This window comes from Williamsia muralis NBRC 105860 (genome assembly GCF_001598915.1).
Classification (GTDB): domain Bacteria; phylum Actinomycetota; class Actinomycetes; order Mycobacteriales; family Mycobacteriaceae; genus Williamsia; species Williamsia muralis.
Genome location: NZ_BDAP01000008.1, coordinates 71,777 through 97,233, shown reverse-complemented (window position 1 = coordinate 97,233; position 25,457 = coordinate 71,777). Strand labels below are relative to the sequence as shown.

Below are 25,457 nucleotides of genomic sequence, written 5' to 3'. Positions count from 1 at the left end.
ACCAACAGCCAAAAGGCCGACACCGCGGCAAATCACAATGGGTGGTGGGGATTGCTCACGGACGGGAGTGTAAAAACTCGCTCGGAGAGTGGCCGGTCCACCGCTTGAAGGCGTGCGAGAAGCTGGTCAGATCGCTGTATCCGAGCTCGGTGGCGATCTGACTTGCCGACATTGATCGGGTGAGCAACATCAGCATCGCGTTCTCACGCAGACACGACTCGCGCAGCTCACGAAAGGTCGTCCCTTCCGCAGACAGGCGCCGCTTGAGTGTGCTTGTCGATACCGCCAACTCGTCCGCGACCCACTGGCTATGGGGCTGTCTGGGATCTTTCTCTAACAGCTGCCTGACCTTTTCGGAGAACGACACATCTCCGCTTCTCTGGTCAAGGGTCCGCTTCAGGTCCGCGACCGCGAGCCGATAGGCGAGGGGATCGGAGAACCGGCACACCTCGTCGAGCGTGTCAGCGGGGACGTACAGGTAGGACATCGGAGCGTCAAAGTGCAGGCGCCCGGCGACGGCCAGATCCTTTTCATGCGTGGCCAGGGCGGTGGGTGCTGACCAGTTCATGTGGAGTGTGACGGTCGGGGCGTCACCGACGAGCATGTCGAGCAGCCGCAACAACGTTGCGCCGCTGTACGTGACAGTAAGGCAGTCCAGGGCTCGGTCGCCGGTGTATGCGGTGAGCCCGACCGTGAGGCCATGGTCACCAGGATGCAACTGCGGGCGAAGAGCTGTCGAAATCAACGGCAGGTAGGTGAGTAATTCTACGACCTCGGTGATCGAGCCCGCACTGACCAGCGGAACACTCAGGGCTCCAAACGACGTCAGACGGGCCTGTTCGGCGAACGCAAAACCCAGCAGCGTTGCCTGGTCGATGTCGAGCTCGGGATAGACCTGCCGAAACCACTGCAGCGGTGCCGGGATGTCACGCTCGAGCAGCGTCGCCTCGTCAGCGCCGGCGCGAGTCATGATGGCGCGAAGCCGCGCGATGGCGTCCGGGTCGAGCGCCTGGCTCTCGAGCATCTGCACGAACACCAGCGGGGGAACTAACGAATCCCTGTTCATATGGTGGGTCCTGACCCGAATTCACAACTTAATGACTTGAGTGAACATAGCCGCGGCGCTTGTGCTCCACGACACTTTGAAGTAGTCCCCACACCAAGGACAACGTAACAGGAGTTGGTTATGGCAATTGTCACCTTTGTCTCCTACGACGGCGAGAAGCACCAAGCGCCCGTCGAAGCAGGCCAGTCATTGATGCGGATCGCGACCAACAACGCGGTGCCCGGCATCGACGGCGACTGCGGAGGTGAGGCAGCATGCGGCACCTGCCATGTGATCGTCGATCCGCAGTGGTCCGAGCACGTCGGCCGCTCTGGCCCAGGTGAGGAGGAGATGCTCGCGATGCACCCCGAGCGTCAACCGACCTCGCGGCTGTCCTGCCAGATGACGGCAACTGAGCAGTGGGACGGGTTGATCGTCGAACTCCCCGAGTACCAGCTGTAACGACGAGAGAACGGACAGTCATCGTGAAGGTTTCTGAAACAATCACCGCACAAGTCCAGTCGGTCATCCCGGTGGATCTGCAGATCCAGGGAGCGCACCTGTACGACAAGACCCGCCGGTGGGTGACCAGAACGGACGGGGAGAAGATCTTCGTCGAGCGGCCCATACCCCCGGTCGAGGACGTCGACCTCGCCGACATCGACCTCAGCAACCCCTTCCTCTACCGGCAGGGACGCTGGCAGTCTTACTATGAACGCCTGCGCAACGAAGCGCCGGTGCACTACCTGCCCGATAGCGCGTTCGGACCGTTCTGGTCCATCACCCGCCATGCCGACATTGTCGCGGTCGACAAGAACCACGAGGTCTTCTCCGCCGAACCACTGATCGTAATCGGGACCCCGCCTCGTTTTCTGGACATCACGATGTTTATTGCTATGGACCCGCCACGCCACGACCGGCAGCGGGCCGCCGTGCAGGGTGTGGTTGCGCCAAAGAATCTGCGGGAAATGGAAGGGCTGATTCGATCGCGCGTCCAAGAGGTCCTCGATGACCTTCCCGTGGACGAGCCGTTCGACTGGGTACAAAGGGTCTCGATCGAGTTGACCGCTCGAATGCTCGCGACTCTCCTGGACTTTCCGTACGAGCATCGTCGCAAGCTCGTCGAGTGGTCAGATCTCGCGACCTCGATGGAACAGACCAACGGCGGTCCGTCCGACCTTGACGAGACTTTCGTGGGCATGCGCGAGATGGCGCGAGGTCTCAGCGAGCACTGGCACGACAAAGCTGCCCGGACCGCTGCCGGAGAAGAACCCGGGTTCGATCTGATCACAATGCTGCAAAGCAACGACAACACCAAGGATTTGATCAACCGACCGATGGAGTTCCTGGGTAACCTCTTGTTGCTGATCGTCGGAGGCAACGACACGACTAGGAACTCGATGAGTGGCGGTGTGCTCGCCTTGAACCGGTTCCCGGATCAATTCGAGAAGCTCAAAGCAAACCCCGACCTGATCCCCAACATGAACTCGGAGATCATCCGGTGGCAGACACCGTTGGCCTATATGCGTCGGATCGCCACACGCAACACCGTGCTGAACGGGCAGTTCATTCGCAAGGGCGACAAAGTGGTCATGTGGTACGCCTCGGGCAACCGCGACGAGCGCGTGTTCGATCGCCCGGATGACTTCATCATCGACCGAGCCAACGTCCGCAACCACATCTCCTTCGGCTTTGGGGTCCACCGTTGTATGGGCAACCGGCTGGCCGAATTGCAACTGCGGATTCTCTGGGAGGAACTGCTCCCTCGCTTCGAGAACATCGAGGTCATCGGTGAACCTGAATATGTGCAGTCCAACTTCGTTCGAGGCATCAGCAAGATGATGGTCCGCCTCACCCCGAAATCGAGCACATGACAATGCAGCGAACCATCATCGTCGGGGCCAGCCACGCCGGCGCCCAGCTCGCAGCCAGCCTGCGCCAGGAAAAGTGGACCGACGAGATCGTCCTCATCGGGGACGAGTCGACCCTGCCCTACCATCGCCCTCCGCTATCGAAGGCTTACCTCGCCGACCGCAGCGCACTCGCCGACCTCGCGATCCGCAGCCCAGACTTCTACGCCAAGCAGCGCATCCATCTCCTCGATGCAACCGTAGAAACGATTGATCGCGCGGCTAGTCATGTGATCCTAGATAACGGCGACACACTGCGGTACGACAAGCTCGCGCTGTGCACCGGTGCCCGTCCTCGACGACTACTTACCACGGGAGCCGGCCTGGCCGGGGTCGACTACCTACGCACTGCAGCGGACGTCACCAGGATCCGTGAGGCCACCCGCCCCGGTTGCCACGCCGTGATCGTCGGAGGTGGCTACATCGGTCTCGAGACGGCGGCCTCGTTGCGAGCGCTGGGTCTGGAGGTCACCGTGCTCGAAGCGACCGGCCGCGTGCTCGAGCGTGTCACCGCGCCTGAGGTGTCGGCATTCTTCGACCGGATCCACCGGGAGAAAGGCGTCAACATCAGAACGGACACGCTCGTCGAGGCCATGTCCGGCGACGGGAGGGTCCGAGAGGTGATCCTGGCCGATGGGGAATCAATTCCTGCCGACCTCGTCATCGTCGGCATCGGTATTGAGCCGAACACCGATTTGGCAGCCGCCGCAGGGCTTGCCGTGGACAACGGCGTCGTTATCGACGACCAAGCACGCACCAGCGACCCCGATATCGTGGCCGCCGGAGATTGCGCAATTCACGACATGGCCCGCTACGGCCGCCGCATACGCTTAGAGTCCGTGCCGAGCGCTGGCGAGCAGGCCAAAGTCGCCGCCGCCACAATTTGCGGCAAACACAAGAAAATAGCCGCGCTTCCATGGTTCTGGTCCGATCAATACCACCTCAAACTCCAGATCGCCGGTCTCAACTCCGGGTACGATGAAATTGTCCTGCGCGGCGATCCGACCCGAGACGGCGACTTCACGTGCTTTTACCTGCGCGCAGGTGAACTCCTCGCCGCCGACTGCATCAACCGACCGCGGGACTTCATGTTCAGTAAACGGGCCATCACCCAGCAACTCCCCACCGACCGAACCGAACTGAGCTCACCAATACCGGTATGACCCAGTACATCCCCTGACTCACCAGCACGATGAGAGGTACACACGGCAAGCGTCGAAGAAACCTCCAGCGACGAACGCCGACCAATGCCTGCCCGCCCGACCAAGCCCTGACCGACTGACCCCGTGAGGAGTACGGATGCAACGCCCAACCGTGATCGAGGATTACCCCCACCGGATGGGGGGACACTGTGGTTCGGGCGCAATGCGCGATCTTCTGCACTGGCACGGTTTGGGATGGGATGGCCCACCCGATGAAGGCCTGGTGTTCGCCCTCGGCGGCGCTCTAGGACTGTCCTACCTCCGATCGGACGACCTCGTCCCACCGCTCTACCTGGTGGGCCGAGGCGCCGACTTCGAGCTCGATCTGCCCCGCCGCCTCGGTGCGAAGGTCCAAATGCTTACCACCGACGACCCCGAGGAAGGATGGTCGTGGATCCGCGACGAGATCGACACAGGCAGACCCAGTCTCATATGGGGCGACATCGCCGAGCTGCCATACCTGCGGGTCCAGCTACAGATGAGTCGACACGACATCGTGATTATCGGCTACGACGAGGCTAGAGGTATCGCCTACGTCGTAGACAATGACCGCGCCGAGGTGCAGCAGGTCCCACTCGAGGCACTGGCGCGCGCTCGATCCTCGACATCCTTTCCGCAACCGACACGCCACTGCACGTACCGCATCACGTGGTCAGACGAACTGCCAGACTTGGCGCAAGTGGCAGCAGAAGCGTTTAGCCAATCGGCCGCCAGCATGCGGCACCCGTCACAGCCAGGAATCGTCGACCCGACTGCAACGGCCGAGGGCGCCGAAGGCCTAGCTGCGGCCGCTCAACTCGCGGCCGACATCCCGATTTGGACCGACCTCCCCGTAGACCAGCTCGAGATATTCCTGTTCAGCCTAAGCGCCTTCATCGAAAAAGCAGGGACTGGCGGAGGACTGTTCCGCCGCTTGCTCGCCGACGGATGTGCCGACATCGCGCGCCTGACCGGCGACCCCGCAACAGCAGACCTCGCCGTGGCCGCCGACCGTTGTGCACAGGCATGGACCGACACCGCACGTGCGGGGGTCCAACGCGAAATCGACGCGCAAGCTCGCGCGGAAACAGTGGCCATGTCGGCCGGCCGTATGCCAGAGCTCGAACTGAACCTAGTCGAGTCCCTTGAGTCCGCTTCGAGCTCGCTGAGTGCAATAGCACGCTGACCTCAGTACTATCCCGCACACACCCCGGTGCGTATGACCCTGGACTATTCTGCCCGAGCACATTGCGCACACGCGAATTCCTCACCGCCTGAACGGAACTGGTCTTCGACCGGGCTCAAAGTGGCGCGCTGCCTCGCAACAGACATCGACCATTCATGGGTGACCTCCACACATTGAACTCAGTATATCGAGCGGCGCCAACGGATTTACCGTCCGATCCCGACAGCGCAAAGGTCCAGTGTCGCTGCTCCGCTCCCGCCCGAGACGGAGGGAAGTTTGCGACGACTAGGCCAAACATCTTGTACTACGCTACGATTGGTGACCCGTCGATAGACTTCTCCGTGTTGAACAGCTCCTACGAGTTCTGCCCCCTCGCCCAACTTGCTTCAAGAACGACCGAAGGCGGGGGGTGCGAACGCTTGATCCGGCTGTTCATTTCGTCGCGCTGCGTGCGCAGCTCGAAGATTCTTAACTGCGAACCCCGTGCCACCTCGCCGATGTCGATCGCTGAGGCGCGGTGCTCCGAAAAGTCCGGCATTGTAGAAAGCGCGGACTTGCGACACGAGGCTCTTAGCTTGGGCACTTTCATAATGTTGGGTCGTTCCGTCGCAAAAGGTCAAGGCCATGCTGGGCGCCAACGCTTGGCCAGCCTGGTTAGGCTAGGGCTAGGAACAGTTTCTCCAGTTCGGCTGCGGTCAAGGGCGCGATGAACAGTCGAACAACCGCACCTACGTGGACCGTCGAACGAGCGGTGCCACTGCTCGCGGGATTGATGATTCTCCTCAGCGTGGCCCTGGCGGCCGGTGTGTCGAGCTGGTGGCTGGTGCTGACCGCCTTCGTAGCGGTGAACCTGCTGCTCTTCGCCGCCGTGGGCTGGTGCCCGGCCAGCCTGCTGATGCACCGCCTGGGACTACAACGCCGCGCCGACCTCCGCTAAATCCGATCACGTTCAACCCGCCCTGAAGGAAAGCTGTTATGTCACTGGCAATCTCCACCGTCCTCAACCTCCCGTTCGACGAGGCGGTCGCACGAACCCGCGCCGCATTGGCCGATCAGGGTTTTGGGATCCTCACCGAGATCAACGTCAAAGACACCCTGAAAACAAAGCTCGATGTGGACATGGAAAATTACCTGATCCTGGGGGCTTGTAATCCACCATTGGCTCATCGCGCTCTGGGAGTCAATCGGCAGATCGGTCTGCTGTTGCCCTGCAATGTCGTGGTCCGCACCGACGCCACCAATCGATCAAACGAGATCGTCGAAGCGATGAATCCCGACCTGATGGTCGAGGTCTCCGGGGAAGCCGAACTTGCACCGGTGGCCACCGACGCGTCAGCCAAACTCTCGGCCGCTATCGCCGCATTGGAAGCCATAGCCTCCACGTGAGCAAACACGTCCAACAGTCCGCGACCGCAACGAGTACCTATGAGCGCAGGGACATTCTATCTTGACCCGGCATGCCCGTTCGCCTTGGCCGCCTCACGGTGGCTGCTCAACGCCGCGCGGCGCCGACATCGAGATTGATTGGCAGCAAATGAGTTTGGCAGTGCTCAACGAGGGCGCAGATGTTCCCGAGCACCAGCAACAGCACCACATAGAGGTCTCTCGCAGGCTGCGTCGTGTCTTTGCCGCTGCACATGACAAGACCGGCGACAGCGCACTCGGACCGATCTACACCGCCCCGGGGCAGCGTGTGCACCACCAGAGCGCCGACGTCACCACAGCAATGGTGGCCGACGCGCTCTCCGAAAGCGGCCTCGATCCCCAGCTCGCCGACAATCTCCACGACACCTACGTCAGCGCAGTGTGCGTCGCTCACCGGGAAAGCCAAGACGGTCTCGGCGGCTCCGGTGGATCGCACCGAATGAGTCAGCTATCCCGTGTCCGCGCATATCGGCCCCCGAGCAAGTTAATCACCTCGCCGGGGCCACTATCTGGGGCACACACGTCAGGGCGCATTGCGTTCTACAAGCCCGTCCGCGATTCTCGATGATGCCGCGCCCACTTGTCGGAGAAGCCGTGCCACTCGCGGCATGACCTCCAGATCGCGGTACACAGCCGCGTGCACAAGCCAGGCCGCAGCTTCAGCCGCAGTGAGCGCGGGAGTGTGGTGGTATTCGTCGGTGGGCTCGATCATCGGTGTCCGGACGAGCGGGAAAAAGACTGTCGTCACAGAGACCCCTGTGCCGCGCAACTCCGACGCTATGCTGCGTCCGAAAGCGGTAATCGCGGCCTTCGATCCCGCGTATGCCGAGAACTTCGGCATGGCGCCCATCGGGATACCCCAGGTGGACACGTTGATGAAGTGACCGCTGCCACGCTCCTTCATGGCAGGTAGGAACCCTAACGTCAGTTGCACGGGACCGAAGTAGTTGACCGCCATGGTGCGCTGATAATCGTGTAGCCGATCAGTCGAGTCGAGGACCTCGCGGCGAATCGACCGCCCGGCGTTGTTCACGACGATGTCCGGGCAGCCGTATTCCTCGAGCACGTACTGGATCAAGCGAGCTGTGTCGTCGGTATCGGAGAGATCCGCCGGACAGGTGTCGGCATAGCCGCCCGCGGCCCGGATACGCGTGACGAGTTCGTCGAGGCTGTCGGCACGACGCGCCACCGTCAGGACGTGGGCTCCACGACGGGCGAACTCTTCAGCTGCCGCAGCGCCGATGCCCGACGACGAGCCAGTGACGAGGACGGTCAAGTTTTGTAACCGTCTAGCCGGCGATCTGGTGCGAAGTGTGTTGACGAGCTCGACCGGCGTGCGTGGCCGTTGTAAAGCTGTATGCGCGACTCGGGCTGGCACGTATTTCACGGCTACTGTCACCATGGGTGGAACCGTAGATCACGAGGCCCCGCAGCACCAGTGCCCGCCGTCCGCTGGGGTGCAAACGCTGTCTGTCGGCGCGATCGCTGCCGCTGGCTTCACTAGCGAATCCAGCGCAGCCGGAACCGATTCCGCATCTTTTCCCCGAACAAAGTTGTGCTGCAGGTGATTTACATGCCTGACGGCACAAAGTGTCGATCTCTGTACGTCAGGCGAGCGCTGGCGATCAAAGAATGTAAACGTGGACCGCTGTGGCCACAGGTCCCGGCTTGCAACGAGGGGACCTGAAAAGTCGAACTCAGAACCGGCGGGCGACCCTACGTTACGCGCTGCTCACACGAACACGCGTGCATCCGATGCTTTAGGTCAGCCCGGTCGTGCTCAACCGAAATAACGAACTCGGAGCAGACCTGCCAGCCCCGCAGAGCCACTGCCGCACACAGGGACGGGTCGGTGCGTCATCGAGGGTCAACGGGGCCGGTGTTCCGTCGTGCGGCTGGTTAGTTCGGGCAGAAATATCCAAACCGCGAATGGAGTACTGCAAGTACCTGGTACCGTGCGAACACCCATCGCGGTGGGATGTTCAGCAAGGTGAAGGAGAATCAGTATCGCTACGGAACTTGCTGGTCGTGCGACAGACAGTCTTGCGACCTTCGGAAATACGATTGCCCTCGCCGGCCAGGCACTGCGGTGGGCCGTGCGCGACATTGTCACCGGACGGTTTCCTTTTCGGGAGGTTGTCACACAGACCTGGTTCGTCATCACCGTCACGACGTTGCCGGCGATCCTGGTGGCAATTCCGTTCGGCGTCATCGTCTCGGTGCAGGTCGGAAGTCTGACCCAGCAGGTCGGGGCCACGTCGATCGCCGGAGCCGCTGGTGGACTCGGGATCATTCAGCAGGGGGCACCGATCGTCACAGCCCTACTGCTCGGTGGTGCGGCAGGGTCGGCCATCGCCTCTGACCTTGGCGCACGGACCGTCCGTGAAGAAATCGATGCTATGGAAACTCTCGGACTCAATCCGACCCGTCGAGTCGTCGCACCGCGGTTCGTCGCGGTTCTCATCGTCGCTCCAATGTTGTGCATGCTCATCGTGTTTACCGGCCTCGTGGCCGGCTACATCCTGAGCGTCAACGTCCAAGGCATCACGCCCGGAAGTTACGTCGCCTCGTTCGCCTCGTTCGCGTCATCGGCGGACATCCTTGTGGCACTGGTCAAGTCGTTGGTATTCGGTCTCGTTGTCGTGGCAATCGCATGTCACCGGGGTCTGTCCACAAAAGGCGGCCCGAAGGGTGTGGCCCAATCTGTCAACGCCACCGTAGTTCTGGGGGTGGTGGCGTGCTTCGTCATCAACGTATTCATCACCCAGCTAACGATCATGTTCGTCCCGCAGACCATCGGATGACGGAGAATACGTGACCGCAGTACCTTCCACCCGCTTGACTTCTGTCACTCGTCCGATCGCTCGTTCTGTGACGCCCCTCGCCGAAGTCCCCGCACAACTCGGGCACATCACCACGTTCACCTTTGACACCGTGGCCGGAATCCGCCACGTCGCGACCACATATCGACGACAGACGCTCTTGTACATACAGGAGTTTGCCTGGGGGCGAGGCGCTATTCTGGTCGGCGGGGGTACCGCAGTCGTGCTTGTCATTCTCGGAATGGCTGTCGGGGCATCCATCGGCATCCAGGGTTACGCCTCGCTGGACCTGGTGGGGATGGGATCTCTTACCGGGTTCATCTCGTCGTACGCCAACACTCGGGAGTTGGCACCGATTATCGCCGCGATCGGCTTCGCAGCCCAGGCCGGCTGTCGTCTCACTGCGGAGATCGGATCGATGCGCATCGCCGAAGAGATAGACGCACTCGAATCGATGGCGGTGCGGCCGATTCCATATGTCGTCAGCACGCGCGTGGTTGCAGCGATCACCACCATCATCCCGCTCTACATCGTGACGCTGATACTCAGTTTCGCCGCAGCCAAGCTGGTCGTCATCCTTCTGCACGGCCAGTCAGGTGGCACCTACGACTTCTATTTCAATGCGTTCCTCAAACCGCAGGATCTGGTGTTCTCGGTCATCAAGGTCCTCATTTTCGTAGTATCGGTCGTCATCGTCCACAGCTACCAGGGTTTCTACGCCACCGGTGGAGCAGAGGGCGTCGGCCGCGCGTCTGGTCGAGCGATCCGTAGCAGTCTCATCATCATTGTTGTGGAGGACATGATCTTGACCCTGCTGATGTGGGGCTTCGATTCGGGCGTCAGGATTTCGGGGTAGGGGTTGAAGTGGCTGTTTATAAAGATCCGTCAGGGCGCGCGCCATCAATAACAAATTTGACCCTGCGTGGGATCGGTGTCCTGGTCGTCGTGGTGGTTGCCGCCTATTTTCTGGTGGGAAACGCAACCGGAAAATTTGTAGACAGCAAGACAGTGACGATAACCACCGACGCGATTGGTGACGGGCTGAAGGGCGGATCGGAGGTGAAGTATCGGGGCTTTACCGTGGGCAAGGTGTCCTCGGTGTCGGTGCGCGACCAAAGCACATCTGTGAGAATTGAGCTCACCGGAGCTAACGACGACATCCGGTTGCGTCAGGGCCTGGCGGTGAATTACACGTCTGCCAGCGCGCTGGGGCCAACGGCACTGGAGATTGTTGACCCCGGACGGGGAGAGTTAATCAGTGATGGCGGCAGTGTCTATGTCAACAAGCAGCAGTCCGAACAAACGTCGGTTTCGACACTGATTCGTAAGCTTTCCAAGCTTGTCAATGCTCTCGATCAGCCGGCGTTCAATTCCGTGGTTAAGTTTGTTGTCGATGATTCCCAAACGTTTGCCGACGCCGGCAAGCTCATGTTCCAGATTGCACAGATCACTCGGGACGTTCAACAGCGGCCAGTGGGCCAGGATTTGGCGATCGCAGCAGATCTGTCCCAGGGTGTAGCCGATTTCATGACGCCGTTCGTTCCAGGCATTCTGATAAACGTTGACGTCGCTGATTTCTTCGCCACTGACGAAGCCATCAAACAGACAAAGGGCAACCTCAACGACACCGGCGCGGTCTTGTTCGGCGGACTCGGGGGACTGTTGAGCAAAAACTATCCGGCGTTGAGTTCACTACTGGACGTGGGTCTCGATCTGGCGAGGCCGGTCGCCAGGTCGGCATCGGGGCTGGTGCGAACCGTGTACACCATCCCGCAAATCTTGGACAGCATCGACAAAGCCACGCCGCAGGTCGGCGAGCGAGTACAGCTTCAGGTCGCCCTGGTAGTGCAGACGTCACCTGCGCTGCAGAGCGCGCTTGCAGCAGGAGGACCGAGGTAGATGAAGTCGTTAACTCCCACCATCATCAAGATCGTTGCGTTCGCCGCAGTCATCGGCGTTCTCACCTACGTGATCATCGCCATCCTCGAACCCAGCTCGGACGGACCGAGTTCTGAACGATCTGCGGTCTTCTCCGATGCATCCGGGCTCAAGCCTCGCGACGGTGTGCGGTTGGCGGGAGTCAAGGTCGGTTATGTGACGGCGATCGACCTGAAAGGACCCACGGCGGTCGTTCATTTCCAACTGAACGACGACGTCACGATCACATCGAACACCACCGCCGCCGTGCGGTATCAGAATCTTCTCGGACAGCGATATGTCGAATTGATCGGTGCGGCACAGGGAAAAACACAGGGGGCACTCACACAGGTGGCGCTCGACAAGACCGTTCCCTCATTTGATGTGTCCACCTTGTTCAACGGGTTCAAGCCGGTGTTCGACACGCTTAATGCCGACGAGATCAATGAACTGCAGTCCAATTTGTTGCGCGTTGCTCAAGGTGATGGAAGGGGCATATCGCCTGTTTTGAAGCAGGTCGCCAACATCACTGCCTACGGGAACCAGCGGTCTGAGATCATCACGAATATTGTGACGAGCCTTGGCCAGGTCTCCGACCAGCTCGAAGGCCGCTCGGCGGAGATGGTCGAACTTGTCGACAAGCTGGGATCGATCGTCGACGCCTTCAGCCGCGTGAGTGACCGGCTGCGAGAGTCGCTACGCGAGGTCAACCGGTCCATGTCGAAGACGGTCATCACCGGCGAGCAACTTGAGTCAACGTACGACCAGAGTTTCGCGACGATTTATCAGCGTCTGACGCGAGAACCCGGGGAGTTGGAGGGTCTACTCAACGGCGCGGTACTGCTCAAGCCCCTTATGGACTCGCTGGCCGCTGCGACGAACTCCACGCCGAGCGAGGCGCGATGTTCGAAAGGTCCTCTGCCTCTGCCGGATACAGCGAGGATCGCGCTTATGGGGCAACGATTGGTGGTGTGTAAGTGAGGTTGTTTAGTCGAAATCGATCGCATCACCAGCCTGAACGCAGGCGCGACCTCATCGTCGCCGGTGTGGTGGTGGTGACCGTGGTGGTCGGTCTGGTGATCGCAGGGGCCGTGTATATCGCACCGCCCGGCCAAAAAGTGTACTCGGCCCAGCTGGTCAACACCGGCGGGCTGGAGTCGGGTAATCAGGTGCGTATAGCGGGGATAAGACAAGGGAAGGTGTCGTCGGTGGACCTCACAGGAACGTTCATCACAGTCAAATTTCGACTCGACGACTCGGTATCGGTCCGTTCGGACGCTACCGCAGCGGTTCGCCTGATCACGCCGATCGGCGGGCGAGTTCTCGATCTGGACCCAGGGTCAGGACCGACCGCGCTCTCGGGGGCAATCCCCCTTGTTCAGACATCGAGTACTTACGACATCTCGAACACGCTGGAGACGACGACGCCGGTGTTTCGTGATGTGAACGGCGTCGATCTCCGTCAAACCGCAACACTGCTGCAGAATGCGTTCTCCGACGGCAACACAAACATTCCCGACGCACTGAGGAACACCAGCAGTCTGATGGACCTCCTAGAGCGACAGTACGGTCAGCTCGACAAAACGGTCGCTCTGTCCGATGAATACGTCGAAGCTTTCGCCGACCAAAAGCAGGTGCTGGTCGACTTTCTCCGTCAACTCAGCTTCCTGGCCAGCACTCTGGGACCTGATATCCAGAACGTCCGCGACGGGTTCGACTACCTCAGGCGTCTGTTCAAACTTCTGACGAGGCCGCTCGTGGCGTACCGCGATGGGATCGAACCGTCCGTGCAACAGTTCAAGACGCTCCTGGACAAGGTGTCGACAGAGCTGCCGGGCTACTCCAATGCCCTAACACAGGTCGATCAGATCACTCAGCGCCTCGGCGTACTCCTCCAGGCAGCGCCGGTGGGTGCGCCGGCCACCACAGAACCAGAGGTTCGTGTGTGCATTCCGAGTGGTGACGACAAATGTTGACCACCTGGGTCCGGAGGCTGCTGCTCTTGATCGCCGTGGTGGTTGTGGTCATCGCTGGTATCGGGATAGGGCGGACAGCGTCCGACGACACGCGTGCCTTGTGCGCAGAGTTCACCGATGCATCGGGCCTCTTCGAAGGCAACGCAGTCGCCATGCTCGGCAAGAAGGTGGGCAGCGTCGTTGGGGTGCAACAGAATAAAGGTCAGTCCGGTGTAAGGGTCGAGATGCGGGTCGACAAGAGCGTGCCGCTGTCCGCCGACGTCGGCGCGACTATGGTGTCGACATCCATCGTGACCGAACGTCAGATAGAGTTCACCAAGCCGTACTCCGGTGGAGCCCGATACGAGACGAATCAGTGCATTTCGTTGAGTAAGACGAGAACCCCGCTAGGCGTCAGTCAGACGCTCGACTCGATCAGCAACTTGTCCGAGGACCTGGTCAAGGACAACGGTAGAAACACCGACGCCGTCCTGCAGTCCCTCAAGCTCGTCTCCCGCAATCTGGAAGGGACACAGGGCGACGTGGCCGGGATCATCAAGGACTCTGCCACGCTCATCAACGACCCGGCCAAGCGGGATGGACAGATTCGCAGGATCGTCGGGAACCTCGCAACACTGACGGGGGTGGCAACCGAGAACGACAAAGAGCTGACCGCCCTCTTCGACAACTTCGTCGGTGCCATCAATGTCATCGTCGCGTTCGGCCAGACGTTCGGTGCAGCAGTCGAGTACGCGGGGACGTTCGTACCGATTCTCTCGCGGCTCGCAACAGATTTCGGCCCCCCGGTATTCGCGATCGGTGATGCTGCCGTTCCGCTCATCGCCGGCATGGGAGAGCAGCCGGACATGATGGCAGCAGTAGCAGCCCGCACGGCAGACCTCATCGTCAAACACCCCGATGCCAAGTCGATCGTGCAGGCGTTCGCAGTGTCGCTGCCTTTGCGAAGCCTCGTCAGTGGCTGCGCCGCGCCAGTGGCAAACGGCGTCTGCAGGCCCGGCGATGCATCAAAAACGATCGCCGGGATGATGGGTGGAGGGGCCTGATGATCTCGGTCAACCGGGCACGCCTCGGACCCACGATAGTCGCACTGATGGCAGCGATGGTGTTCGTCACGTCATGTGGGATCAACGCCGACAATCCGCCGACCATAGGGACCTCCGACGGCAACGGCTACGACATCCAGATGGAGTTCACCAGCGCACTCAACCTGCCAGCCCTCGCTAAAGTCCTGTCGGAGGGGATCAGCGTCGGAACCGTCGAAGATGTCACGTACGAGAACGGGCATGCGGTCGTCAAAGCTCGCATCGATCACAAGACTCAGCTGCCGGGCGAATCGCGAGCCGAACTGCGTCAAGACACTCTCCTCGGTGAGATCTACGTTGCCATCCTTCCCCCAGCCGAGCCGTCGACGGGTGCCTTGCTGCGGTCGGGTTCGGTGATCCCGCTGGCACGGACCGAGCCGGCAGCAAATGTCGAGGACGTCATGCGCGGAATGGCGAATGTCCTCGGCGGCGGTGAGCTCGACAAGATCCACACCGCCATCTCGACATTGAACACCACGTTCCCCAAGGACCCGCAGGAATTCGACGCCCTGTATCGGACAACGCTGGAGACCGTTTCGGAGGTCTCCTCGAACACTGACAAGCTCGACGTAGTGTTGAGGTCGGCTGATCGGACTCTGAAGGTGATCTTGGCTGATCCATCGGGAATCGACCGGATGCTGACTAAGGGTGGACGCAACTTTTATGGCCTCGGCTACTCCCTGATCGACGTCGCGTTACTCATCGCCAACTTGCGTGATTTCGCTGTGGCCGCGGGCAGGATCGTGGATCCGGAGTACTCACGCATCAAGGAGTCGGTGGCTGCGATCGCCCCGGTGATTGCTTCGATCGCCAACTCCGACATTTACTCAAAGTCCTTCACGGAGCAGGCAACACGCGTCATCCGCGACAAACTGATTCCATTCGTGGGGTCGCCCGACATCAACCTTTCGGACATCTCCATCGATGGCCGGAACCTGGCGCGGCGGGACGCCGAATCGTTTATTACCGTGTTGAAATCGATCGGAATGATGCCGTGAACCGCAGCAGCACGCTCATATCTATGGTGGCTTTGGCCGTCGTGTTCGTTGTAGGGCTTGGCTACCTTGTCGTCGGCGTGGCTCGCGTGAACCCCACCCGCTCCGAGTACTCGTTAACCGCCTTCATCGACAGCTCGGGCGGTCTGCTGGACACGTCGCCGGTGATGGTGCGGGGGATACCCGTCGGAAGGGTGGCCTCCATCAACGTCGTGGATTCGGCACTTAAGGTCGAGATGGCGATCGATTCCGATAACAAGATTCCCCAGGACAGTGTGATGTCTATCCAGAATCTGTCACTTGCGGGGGAACAGTACATCAACTTCGTGCCCGCGGGCACGGCTACCAGCGGGTACTTCCGCAACGGAGACGTGGTGCCCGCTGAGGCGGTGCACGTGTCGCAATCGGTGCCCCAGGTGTTGCCGAAGATGGCTGCAGTGGCAGATGGGCTCGACCCAGCATCGATCGAGTCCATCAACAAGACCGTCGCCGAGGCCGTCGCCGGACAGCAGGGAGACCTCGACATGATCGGCGACATGATGTACCGCCTAGTCGATTTCGTCGGCAAGGATGGGTCCGTCCGGGTGACCGCGGACAACGCCGAGTTCCTGCTCGGCCTCATGTCCAACGTCGGGGACGTCCTCACTGAGGCAGCTGTGCGTACCCCTGACGCCGTGAACGGATTGGCGAGAATTCAGCGGGCGTTCATCGAGTTCACAACCACCTCGTACGACAAGTGGCCTCCCGTGTTGAAGCTTGTGGAAAAGCTCAGCGGCTATATCCAGATCCTGCAGCCGGATCTGCTGACGATCACCCGTGCGGTGAAACCGGCGACCGAGAAGGTCGCGGACACCTACGTCGACTTCGGATCGATCGGCGACCTCCTCGCCCGAACCTTCCCGACGTCGCGACCAGGTCGTGCCGAGGTCCCCATCACGGTGTCGCAGTCACCACGATGACGACTTGTCCGCGAGCGACTATCCACCGCAAGTAACAAGAAGGTCCAGATGACAAATGACGAGCAGACCAATCCGCCTACTGAGCCCACTGAGGTCGAGGACGGCTCGGCAGCAGCGACGACGGATGGCGATCTACTGGTGGACGAAAACGCCCCAACTGCTTCTGTAGCCACGGCGGGGGTTGACGACAGCGACGTCGCCCCCCTCTCGCCGAGTGCGCGGCGCTGGTCAGCATTGCCGCAATCACGTGCTGCCGTGGCCGTTTCGGCCGTGATCGTGGTGCTCGCTGTGCTGGTCGGCGTGTTCGCCTACCTCTACCTCGAGGCCGACGACGCGAAGTCGACATTGGAAAACGAAGCCGCGCAACGGGCCGCGGCGGCGGAGGCCGCCTCGGATTACACGACCAAGTCCCTGACCTACAGCTACGAAAACACCGACGCCTTTTTTGCAGCGGTCAAGGAGAACGCAGGTGAGGCGCTTATCAAGCGCTACGACGAGGTTCGACCGACGCTGACGCAAATCATGCAGCAAGCCCAGGTGCAAGCGTCGGGCCGCGTTCTGGCCACCAGCGTCACCGGTGACACCGACGGCGAGTACACGGTGATGGTCTTCGCGAGCCAGAAGACGCAGAACGTGCAGAACCCACAACCGAGTGAACTGCCGACGTTGTTAAAGGTAATTGTGTCGAAAACGGCTGGGAGCTGGCAGATCCAGGACTACGGCCCAGCTGAATAAGGCGGCTGTGCCGCAGAAGGAGTATTTCTATTCATGAAGAGCACGATGCAGGACGTACCTTTGACGGTGTCGTCGATCCTTCGCCACGTCGCGACGAATCACGCCGGCAGGCAGGTGATCACCTACGGCGGCGCCGAACCGGCTCGAACCACGACTTACGGGCCCCTTGAGGAACGCTGCGGGCAGCTGGCCAATGCTCTGCGTCGTGCCGGTGTGGGCGACGATGACCGGGTCGCCACTTTGCTGTGGAACAATCAGGAGCACCTCGAGGCGTACGCTGCGGTTCCCGCCATGGGTGCCGTCCTGCACACCCTGAATCTGCGGTTGTCTGCGTCCCAACTGTCGTTCATCGCGAACCACGCTGAGGACCGGGTCATCATTACGGATAGTTCGCTGGTGCCGTTGCTGGCGCCGCTGCTGCCGGGCCTGTCGACCGTACGTGTCGTGTTCGTCGCCGGCGGTGGGGAGGTGTCGGCGCTGGAGGGCAACGGCGTCGAAATCATTCGTTATGAGGACGCGCTCGCTGCGGAGTCCCCGGCCTTTCCGTGGGCAGAACCCGATGAGAGATCGGCGGCGGCTATGTGCTACACCAGCGGAACCACGGGAGACCCCAAAGGCGTTGTCTACAGCCACCGTTCGGTGTTCCTTCACTCGATGGCAGCCTGTACCGGCAATGCGCTCGCCGTGGAGGAAGGTGACCGAGTCCTGCCCGTGGTGCCGATGTTCCACGCCAGTGCCTGGGGCCTCCCCTATGCGGCCCTTATGGCGGGTGCCGACTTGCTTCTGCCCGACCGATTCCTGCAAGCGGCTCCTCTGGCGGACATGATTCAGACACATCGGCCCACGAAAGCGGGTGCCGTTCCGACCATCTGGAACGATCTATTGCAGTTTGGGTCATCGCACCCCGACCTGGATTTGTCGTCGATCAGTCTGGTCGCCTGCGGGGGTGCGGCGGTGCCGCAGTCGTTGATCGAGGGATTCGCGGACAGGTTCGGCGTCCCGATTATCCAAGCGTGGGGGATGACGGAAACTTCGCCACTCGCCGCGGTGAGTCGACCACCGGCCGGTGTCGCATCGGAATCCGATATGTCGTATCGCAAGCGTCAGGGCCGTGCCATCTGTGGCGTTGAGATGCGTCTTACCGACGAGGCAGGTATGCCGGTTCCACGTGACGACAGGTCCGTGGGGGAATTGGAAGTGAGGGGGCCGTGGATCACCGGTAGCTATTACAACATGGACGAAGACAGCGACAACTTCCGTGACGGCTGGCTGCGAACCGGCGACGTTGGCCACATCAGCCAAGACGGTTATTTGACGCTCACCGATCGAACGAAGGACGTCATCAAGTCGGGTGGCGAGTGGGTCTCATCGGTGGAGCTCGAGAACACCATAATGGGCCATCCTCAGGTGGCCGAGGCTGCCGTGATCGCTATCCCTCACGATCGATGGCAGGAGACGGCCCTAGCCGTGGTCGTCCGGACGCACGGCAGCGAGGTTACCGCCGATCAACTCGGCCAGTGGTTCCTCGAGAATTGCCCCGACGAGATCCCTCGTTGGTGGATTCCCAAGAACTGGGCGTTCGTGGACCAGGTGCCCCGCACCAGCGTGGGCAAGTTCGACAAAAGAGCTTTGCGTTCCCAACATGCCGACGGGAGTCTGGTCGTCGTGCCGAACTGAACACGTTTCTCGCTGACGGCGGCGGTTCGCTGAACCGCCGCCGTCTGGTGTTCACCGCCTCGGCCCGGGCCGGTGCGCTTAGAAGTACTCAGGCCAGGCGTCCGCAGCGATGACTCACACTGCTACCGAGCACCACGGCACGGGTGTAGCGAAAGCGTTAGCGAGAATGGGCAATTGATCGTGGGTCCGTTTCACAGCAGGAACCGAGAGTTCCTGTCAACCCTCGCGCGCCTGATGTAGATTCACCCCGCCATCAGCGATTAGACGTCGTCAAAGGTCCTCTGGCATAGGGTCCTACCTCGGTGGAATCCCGGCTCACGGCCGCGCGGTGCAGCCGCCCTGGCCACCAGCTCGCCTCACCGAGCAATGCTGCCAGCGCAGGGACGACAATAGTGCGAACGAGAAAGGTGTCCAGGAGTAACCCGATACCGATGATAAAGCCGATCTGGACCATCACGTCGATCGATCCCAGCATGAGTCCGAACATGCTCGCCGCGAAAATCAAACCGGCCGAGGTGATGACCGAGCCGGTGTATGCAACGGTGCGTAGCACTCCGAGCCGGACATTGGCCGTCGATTCCTCTCTGAGCCGGGAAACCAACAGCATGTTGTAGTCGGCCCCCACTGCAACCAGGACGATAAAGGACACCAGCGGGACGGGCCACGCTATTTCATTGCCGAAAATGTGTTGGAGGACAAGGACACCGATGCCCAGAGCGGCTGCGTAGTTGAGTACAACGGTGGCCAGTAGATAGATCGGTGCGACGATCGCCCTGAGTAAGAGCATTAGGATCAAGCCGACTATCAGGAGCGTTCCGAATCCGAGTAACTTGAAATCGTACGCCAGAAGTCGTTGGATGTCGGCGTTGATCGCCGGGAACCCGGCGACAGATGCGCGCGCACCCTGCAGCGTGGTGTTCGGCATGGCGTCCTCGGCCACCTTCGACAGACTGTTCGCCAACGTCATAGCATCCGCGGTATACGGATCGTAGGCGGTCTGCACTACAAAGCGAGCAGTCTTGCCATCCGGCGAGATGAACTGGCGCGCCACTTGGCTGAACTGCTGATCCTTGAACGCGTCGGCGGGTAGGTAGAACCCCGTTGCCGAGTCAGAGTTGCCGATGTCCCGGGCGGGCGCGCGTAGCTGGGCGGCCACTTGAGACAGGCCCGCCAGCAGTTGCAGGTTGCTGTCCACCAATGCGCTCACACCGCCGGAAAGCTGTCGGGACCCGTCGGCGAGCGCTCGGACGCCCGTCTGGAGCTGTGACAACCGACTGCCGAGGTCCTGGCCGTTGATCGTCTGCAGCGCGGAGTCGAGGACGTTCAATGAGCTCTGCAACTGCGCGAGGTCCGCCGTTCCCGGGCCCTCAACTCCACCGAGCTGGGTAGCGAAGTCCGCGAAACGACCGAGGGACTGGTTGTCGGCCAATGCGCGGATATCCGAGGTCTGTGCCTGCAAGGCCGAACACTGCGGGATCTGAACGCACCAGGGAGCATCGAGTGCACTCAACGCAGGTGCGACGGAGTCGGCAGCCGACTGTGCCTGTCGTGCCACTCGAGACAGTTCAGGAGCTTGTTGGGAGAACTCATCGAGTGCGGGCGCCGCAGCAGCCAGCTGATCGACGAGCGGACGATACTGGCTGAGTTCCTCGCCGGCCGACGAGGCCTGCTCGAGCAACCCCGACAGCGGCGCGAGGTTGGTGGTGATTTGTTCGTTCAGCAAAGCAAGACCGTCGGCGAGTTGTGAGGACCCGGTCCTCAGTAGCTCCAGTTCGCCCTTCCGTGACTGTGCGTCACCGGTCTGTTCGGTGATACCACTACCGATCTGGTCGTTCTGCCATGACAACTCAGCCTGCTCAAGCTTCTCGCCCGTCGGGCGAGTCACCCCGATGACGCGGGTGACACCGGGCGTCTGCGCGACGCGCGACGCCATCTGTTCAAGATCGGCCAGTCCCTGGCCGGTGCGCATGTCTTTGTTCGACTCCACCAGAAGGAACTCGGAGATGATGGTGTCTTTGGCAAAATGCCGGTTCAGCAGCGCGTATCCCTCGTTGCTTCCGGTATCCGACGGCTGACCTTCCCGATCGTCATAGGTGATTGTCATGGTGGTCGCGATAAGGCCGAGAGCGATCAGTGCCACTAGACTCACCGCGAGCAGCGGGACCGGCCGCCGGATCACCCCCGTTCCCACCCGATGCCAGTACCGCCTGGTGAGGTCACGACGAGGTAGCCCCGCACCACGCTTCGCCGCGAACGACAGCACGGGGGGCAGCAAAGTGACGGTTGCCAGGAAGCCAAAGGCGATAGAGATCGCGCACGCCGGGCCGAGCGTGTTGAACACGCTGAGCTTGGCGAACGCCATCGCTAAGAAAGCAAAGGCAACTGTGGCTGCGGACGCGAGCACCACGCGACCGATCGTTGCCGTGGCGTTCGCAATGGCCACGTCAGGGGCATCGCCCGCCCGGATGCCCTCGTGATACCGGCTTATAAGGAATACGGAGTAGTCGACTCCGGCGCCGAAGATAATTACCGTCATGAACATCGAGGTGAATTGAGACACGGGCATGCCCAATTCGCCCAGACCCGAGAGCACCCCGCGGCCCACTGCCAGGCTCATGCCGACCACCAGCAGCGGCATGAGAGCGGTGAAAACCGATCGGTAGACGACCAGCAGGATCCCTGCGATCAACAGCACCGTGGCGATCGTGATTACGACCAGATCGGACTCACCGACCGCGAGCTGGTCGGTGAACGTGGCAGGTGGACCGGTCACCCGAACAATTGTGTCGGTACCATCAAAGATCTCGTTCGCGGTGTCACGGACCGCTTCCACGGCGTTGGCAGCGTCCGGTCCGCCCAACGTCCCCGTGACACCGATAGGCAGATACCACGCCTTCCTGTCTTTGCTCAGCGCCTGACTCTCCGTGAGCGGGTCGCCGAGCAGATCGCGGACTGCGATGACGTGTTCCGTGTCCGCACGCAGTGCGGTCACCAATTCGTCATACCTGACGCGGGTGGTGTCCGAGAAACCCCTGTCGTTCTCCATGGCGACGAAGACGGTGGTCTTGGCCCCCTTCTCATTGAACGCCTCACCCATCCGGTCGAGCGTCTGAAATGACGGTACGCCCGCGGGTATCGGGTCCACCGACTGCTGTCGGATCACGGACTCCAACTGCGGGAATAGCACCGCTAAGCCGACCGCAACCACGACCCAGACCGACGCCGCGAATCCCTTGCGCCGCAGCGTGAACCAGGCGACCTTTTCCAGTTGAGCGCTGTACTCACCGGTGCCGGCAGAACGCCTTGATGGACGGTTGTGAACGATCGACGACCTGGCCACGTACGAACTTCCTCTCGGACTCATGGGATGTAGGGGCACGCCCCCACAGGCGGCTCCGCGGGTCGGTCAGCCGTGATGTTCACTCTCTGCTATCGACTCCACGTCTTCGAGGGTGGTGGGGATGTGGTACGGCGGCCTGCTCGTGCCCGTAATGCGATAGCGGTCCCAGAAATCAGGATCGCCCACGACGCACTCGGCGCGGCCCTCTGGTGTCACGAAGACAGCAACCGTGCGCCTGCCCGCGAGGAGCGTGTCGAGCGCATCATTTTTGTCGATCCTGCCGTACCAGGTGTACAAGCCATTGAGAGGCTGAAAATAACCTTTGATTTTCACCCCGACAGCAATCTCCTTGCCACGGCACACCAAGGTGCCCTCGCCGGAGTAGTCGAGGTCGTGGTCGTCAGACACGTAAAGCTCACTTTCTTCACATCAAGCGTTGACAAAAGAACACACTGGCAGCGACACTAGCAGTATCGGGTACCCAGAGTATCGGGTATAAAGACGAGACTCAGCTCGGCCCGGAACACAACGGAGGTGTCACATGACCGTTCAGAATGTTGAGATCAAGCCCGACGTTTCGACGGAAGGGGTTTCGCGCGTCAGTGCCCGCAAGCCCGTCGACATGCAAAGGTCTGCCGGCCGACTCCTGCGGGCGGCGGCTGAAAAGTTCTACGACGCGGAGATCGACATCGATTGGGACTCGCCCTGGGAGGAGGGAAAGTACTTCCTGCCCGAGCATCGTGTCTCGCTCTACGGCACCAAGCTGTGGGAGAAAATGAGCGATGAACAGAAGGTGGAACTCGGGCGCCATGAAATTGTCAGCATTCTCAGCTTCGGTATCTACGCAGAGAATCTGCTTAGCTCAGCGCTGCTCCGAATGTCTGCCAAAGGCGCCCTGACAGATCAAAGGGCCCTGTACGCCCTTAACGAGATCGGCGACGAGGCACGTCACTCGACGATGTTTGCCCGGTTGATCAACAAGACGGGGCTGGCGCCGTACAAGTTGCCGAAGGGATTCTTGGGCTTCGCGAAGATTCTGCATTTTGTGCCTCTCGGCCCGTCTGTATCCGGCGCGACATTGCTCATCGAAGAGATACTCGACCGCGCTCAGCGCGAGGCGATGAATGACCCGAAAATGCAGCCGCAGCTGCGCCAGCTCATGAAGATTCACGTTCTCGAAGAGGCCCGCCACATCACCTTCGCGCGGCTGGAAATGGTGGAGGGGATGCAGCGTCGCGGACGCATCTCGCGCGCCTGGCATCGAGGCACGCTGGCGGCCATTGCGAACTTTGCGTACCCGTTGCTTATCAATCCGAAGGTGTACCCCGCTGTCGGAATCAGTCGTGTGCGCGGCCTGTGGGCGCAGCAGACGAGCCCGAACTATCGCGTCAATTTGCAGTTCATGTCCGAGCCTATGATCCGGTTCTTCCACGAGGCCGGGATGATGGAGGGGAAATTCACGATGGCGATGTGGCGCGCAACGCGCAGCCTGCCCGACGATCTGCGCTAACACCCTTAGCCTGGCCCCGTCGGCCACCAGTTCATCCCCGACCCCCACGTTCGAATTTCTCCGTTCGCGGGCTCGGGTGGATGACATTCTCACACCTGCGACGCGTCCCCGCGCGTGCAGGTCCGTCTGCTGTATTTGATCAGGGAGTTTTTCACTCAATGCCGTCCTCCAACACCAAGCGCGCGGCGCGCGCCGCCACGGCGACAGACCCGGGAATAACCGAGCCCATAATCACCAAAGTACTCATCATCGGCACCGGCTTCTCTGGCCTCGGTATGGCCGTGCAGCTCCGCCGGCGCGGCTACAGCGACTTCATCGTGCTGGAAAAGGCCGACTCTGTCGGTGGAACCTGGCGCGACAACACCTATCCAGGATGCGCATGCGACGTGCCGTCACTGATGTACTCCTACTCGTTCGAGAGCCGCGGTAGTTGGTCGAAGGTGTGGTCTTCGCAGCCCGAAATCGAGCAGTACCTGAAAGAGATCTCCAACAAGCGTGGTGTCACTCAGAAGATCCATTTCGGGCAGAAATTGGTCTCCGGATACTGGAGCGAGTCCGAATCGCGGTGGCACCTGCGTACCGAGTCGGGCCGAGAGTACATCGCACAGTACGTCGTGTCCGGTGTCGGCGCCCTGCACATCCCGAACTATCCGAACATCCCCGGAATCGACGATTTCACCGGCCAGGCATTCCATTCGGCAAAGTGGGACCACACGGTGGATCTCCAGGGCAAGCGGGTGGCCGTCATTGGCACCGGTGCCAGCGCAATTCAGTTCGTGCCATTCGTGCAGAAAGAGGCCGGCACACTCACGGTCTTCCAGCGAACCCCGGCGTGGGTACTTCCACGCAAGAACTTCGCAGTGCCGACGGCACTTCGGACCCTGCTCAGCAAGATCCCTATCACTCGCCGCCTCGCTCGGTGGTCGGTCTACTGGGGCGCAGAGAGCCTAGCCTTCGGGCTCAACGGCCACTCCAACCTTATGCGACCCATCGAAAAAGTGGCGAAATGGAACATCGAACGTTCTATCGCCGACCCCGAACTACGCAGAAAGCTGATGCCGTCCTACCGCATCGGATGCAAACGCATCCTGGGATCGAACGACTACTACCCTGCACTCGCCGCGCCCAACACGACAGTGATCAGTGATCGGATTGAAAAGGTCACTGCGGATTCTATCGTCACCGCTGACGGCGTGTCACATCCTGTAGATGTGATCATTTACGCCACAGGGTTCCATGTCACGGACGGGTTCGATCAACTCGCGCTCAAGGGCGCCCGGGGCGAAGACTTGCCGTCGCACTGGCATCGGACGGGTATCAACACCCACCTCGGCATCACCACCGAGGGCTTCCCGAACCTGTTCTTCCTGCTCGGGCCCAACACAGGTCTTGGGCACAACTCTGTCGTATTCATGATCGAGCAGCAGATCAAGTACATCATGAAGGCCATCGACGCCGTCGACAGTCGCGGAGCGCAGCGCGTTGATGTCCGGCCCGAGGTTCAAGAACACTTCAACAAGAACATTCAGCACAAGCTCGCCAAGGGGGTATGGACCAACGGCGGGTGTACGAGCTGGTATCTGGACTCGCAGGGTGTCAACCGTACGGTGTGGCCCGGGTTCACCTGGCAGTACTGGCGAGCGACGAAGGACTTCAAGCCCGCCGAGTACGAGATCGCCTGACAACCCAGCCGTAGG

The 25,457-nt window shown here is 60.9% G+C and carries 23 protein-coding genes; 19 read left to right on the top strand and 4 right to left on the bottom strand.

Annotated features, from left to right (window positions below; genetic code table 11):
- Positions 1–55: 55 nt before the first annotated feature.
- Positions 56–1,066 (bottom strand): helix-turn-helix transcriptional regulator, encoded by a 1,011-nt coding sequence (locus WIMU1_RS23405; protein WP_031332468.1) that lies wholly within the window; start codon positions 1,064–1,066, stop codon positions 56–58.
- A 120-nt stretch (positions 1,067–1,186) separates the two neighbouring features.
- On the opposite strand from WIMU1_RS23405, the gene WIMU1_RS23400 reads away from it, so the two are divergent.
- The 7 genes from WIMU1_RS23400 to WIMU1_RS25955 all read left to right on the top strand — a co-directional run bounded on the left by WIMU1_RS23400 (position 1,187) and on the right by WIMU1_RS25955 (position 7,315).
- The gene (locus WIMU1_RS23400; RefSeq protein WP_023958962.1) at positions 1,187–1,507 is read left to right on the top strand and encodes a 2Fe-2S iron-sulfur cluster-binding protein; all 321 of its coding nucleotides are present in this window, start codon (positions 1,187–1,189) and stop codon (positions 1,505–1,507) included.
- Between the two features lie 23 nt (positions 1,508–1,530).
- Complete coding sequence (locus WIMU1_RS23395) at positions 1,531–2,919, top strand: cytochrome P450 (protein ID WP_023958964.1); 1,389 nt, start codon at positions 1,531–1,533, stop codon at positions 2,917–2,919.
- Positions 2,916–4,118, top strand: coding sequence for an NAD(P)/FAD-dependent oxidoreductase (locus WIMU1_RS23390; RefSeq protein WP_023958966.1), 1,203 nt, complete (start codon positions 2,916–2,918; stop codon positions 4,116–4,118). The genes WIMU1_RS23395 and WIMU1_RS23390 overlap by 4 nt, the downstream gene beginning before the upstream one ends.
- A 136-nt stretch (positions 4,119–4,254) precedes the next feature.
- Positions 4,255–5,322: a BtrH N-terminal domain-containing protein gene (locus WIMU1_RS23385; RefSeq protein WP_023958968.1), complete on the top strand. Its 1,068-nt coding sequence runs from the start codon at positions 4,255–4,257 to the stop codon at positions 5,320–5,322.
- Between the two features lie 706 nt (positions 5,323–6,028).
- Positions 6,029–6,259 (top strand): YgaP family membrane protein, encoded by a 231-nt coding sequence (locus WIMU1_RS23380; RefSeq protein WP_023958970.1) that lies wholly within the window; start codon positions 6,029–6,031, stop codon positions 6,257–6,259.
- 38 nt (positions 6,260–6,297) lie between these two features.
- Positions 6,298–6,708: a DUF302 domain-containing protein gene (locus WIMU1_RS23375; RefSeq protein WP_023958972.1), complete on the top strand. Its 411-nt coding sequence runs from the start codon at positions 6,298–6,300 to the stop codon at positions 6,706–6,708.
- Between the two features lie 148 nt (positions 6,709–6,856).
- Positions 6,857–7,315, top strand: a complete 459-nt coding sequence (locus tag WIMU1_RS25955) for a mycothiol-dependent nitroreductase Rv2466c family protein (RefSeq protein WP_174548773.1) — start codon at positions 6,857–6,859, stop codon at positions 7,313–7,315.
- On the opposite strand, the gene WIMU1_RS23365 is transcribed toward WIMU1_RS25955, so the two are convergent.
- Positions 7,271–8,149 carry an SDR family NAD(P)-dependent oxidoreductase gene (locus tag WIMU1_RS23365; RefSeq protein WP_369792625.1) on the bottom strand — a complete coding sequence of 293 codons (879 nt, stop codon included), beginning with the start codon at positions 8,147–8,149 and terminating at the stop codon, positions 7,271–7,273. The genes WIMU1_RS25955 and WIMU1_RS23365 overlap by 45 nt on opposite strands.
- Positions 8,150–8,843: 694 nt before the next feature.
- Between WIMU1_RS23365 and WIMU1_RS23360 the strand changes: the two genes are divergently transcribed.
- From WIMU1_RS23360 to WIMU1_RS23315, 10 genes are read left to right on the top strand one after another with little or no spacing between them, the layout of a single operon-like run.
- Positions 8,844–9,551, top strand: coding sequence for an MlaE family ABC transporter permease (locus WIMU1_RS23360; RefSeq protein WP_023958978.1), 708 nt, complete (start codon positions 8,844–8,846; stop codon positions 9,549–9,551).
- Positions 9,552–9,561: 10 nt separating this feature from the next.
- On the top strand, positions 9,562–10,425 hold the full coding sequence (locus WIMU1_RS23355; protein ID WP_031332472.1) for an ABC transporter permease: 864 nt from the start codon (positions 9,562–9,564) through the stop codon (positions 10,423–10,425).
- A gap of 8 nt (positions 10,426–10,433) precedes the next feature.
- Positions 10,434–11,468, top strand: coding sequence for an MlaD family protein (locus WIMU1_RS23350; protein WP_031332473.1), 1,035 nt, complete (start codon positions 10,434–10,436; stop codon positions 11,466–11,468).
- Positions 11,469–12,467, top strand: coding sequence for an MlaD family protein (locus tag WIMU1_RS23345; RefSeq protein WP_023958984.1), 999 nt, complete (start codon positions 11,469–11,471; stop codon positions 12,465–12,467). It abuts the gene before it with no gap.
- On the top strand, positions 12,464–13,462 hold the full coding sequence (locus WIMU1_RS23340; RefSeq protein ID WP_023958986.1) for an MlaD family protein: 999 nt from the start codon (positions 12,464–12,466) through the stop codon (positions 13,460–13,462). Before WIMU1_RS23345 ends, WIMU1_RS23340 begins: the two co-directional genes overlap by 4 nt.
- On the top strand, positions 13,456–14,505 hold the full coding sequence (locus WIMU1_RS23335; protein ID WP_062800734.1) for an MlaD family protein: 1,050 nt from the start codon (positions 13,456–13,458) through the stop codon (positions 14,503–14,505). The genes WIMU1_RS23340 and WIMU1_RS23335 overlap by 7 nt, the downstream gene beginning before the upstream one ends.
- Entirely contained in the window at positions 14,505–15,542 is a 1,038-nt protein-coding gene (locus tag WIMU1_RS23330; RefSeq protein WP_023958988.1) for an MlaD family protein, read from the top strand. The genes WIMU1_RS23335 and WIMU1_RS23330 overlap by 1 nt, the downstream gene beginning before the upstream one ends.
- A 23-nt stretch (positions 15,543–15,565) precedes the next feature.
- A complete protein-coding gene (locus tag WIMU1_RS23325) occupies positions 15,566–16,498 on the top strand; it encodes an MlaD family protein (protein WP_023958990.1) in 933 nt (310 codons plus the stop codon).
- 48 nt (positions 16,499–16,546) lie between these two features.
- The gene (locus tag WIMU1_RS23320) at positions 16,547–17,233 is read left to right on the top strand and encodes a hypothetical protein (protein ID WP_023958992.1); all 687 of its coding nucleotides are present in this window, start codon (positions 16,547–16,549) and stop codon (positions 17,231–17,233) included.
- A gap of 33 nt (positions 17,234–17,266) precedes the next feature.
- On the top strand, positions 17,267–18,910 hold the full coding sequence (locus WIMU1_RS23315) for a long-chain fatty acid--CoA ligase (RefSeq protein WP_023958994.1): 1,644 nt from the start codon (positions 17,267–17,269) through the stop codon (positions 18,908–18,910).
- Positions 18,911–19,163: 253 nt separating this feature from the next.
- On the opposite strand, the gene WIMU1_RS23310 is transcribed toward WIMU1_RS23315, so the two are convergent.
- Together WIMU1_RS23310 and WIMU1_RS23305 are read right to left on the bottom strand one after the other, a co-directional pair.
- On the bottom strand, positions 19,164–22,274 hold the full coding sequence (locus WIMU1_RS23310) for an MMPL/RND family transporter (RefSeq protein ID WP_051406546.1): 3,111 nt from the start codon (positions 22,272–22,274) through the stop codon (positions 19,164–19,166).
- Between the two features lie 42 nt (positions 22,275–22,316).
- Positions 22,317–22,658 carry a DUF4873 domain-containing protein gene (locus WIMU1_RS23305; protein ID WP_023958998.1) on the bottom strand — a complete coding sequence of 114 codons (342 nt, stop codon included), beginning with the start codon at positions 22,656–22,658 and terminating at the stop codon, positions 22,317–22,319.
- Positions 22,659–22,791: 133 nt separating this feature from the next.
- Between WIMU1_RS23305 and WIMU1_RS23300 the strand changes: the two genes are divergently transcribed.
- Both WIMU1_RS23300 and WIMU1_RS23295 read left to right on the top strand, forming a co-directional pair.
- Positions 22,792–23,760, top strand: a complete 969-nt coding sequence (locus tag WIMU1_RS23300) for an AurF N-oxygenase family protein (RefSeq protein WP_023959000.1) — start codon at positions 22,792–22,794, stop codon at positions 23,758–23,760.
- Positions 23,761–23,918: 158 nt separating this feature from the next.
- The gene (locus WIMU1_RS23295) at positions 23,919–25,442 is read left to right on the top strand and encodes a flavin-containing monooxygenase (RefSeq protein ID WP_023959002.1); all 1,524 of its coding nucleotides are present in this window, start codon (positions 23,919–23,921) and stop codon (positions 25,440–25,442) included.
- Positions 25,443–25,457 lie beyond the last annotated feature (15 nt).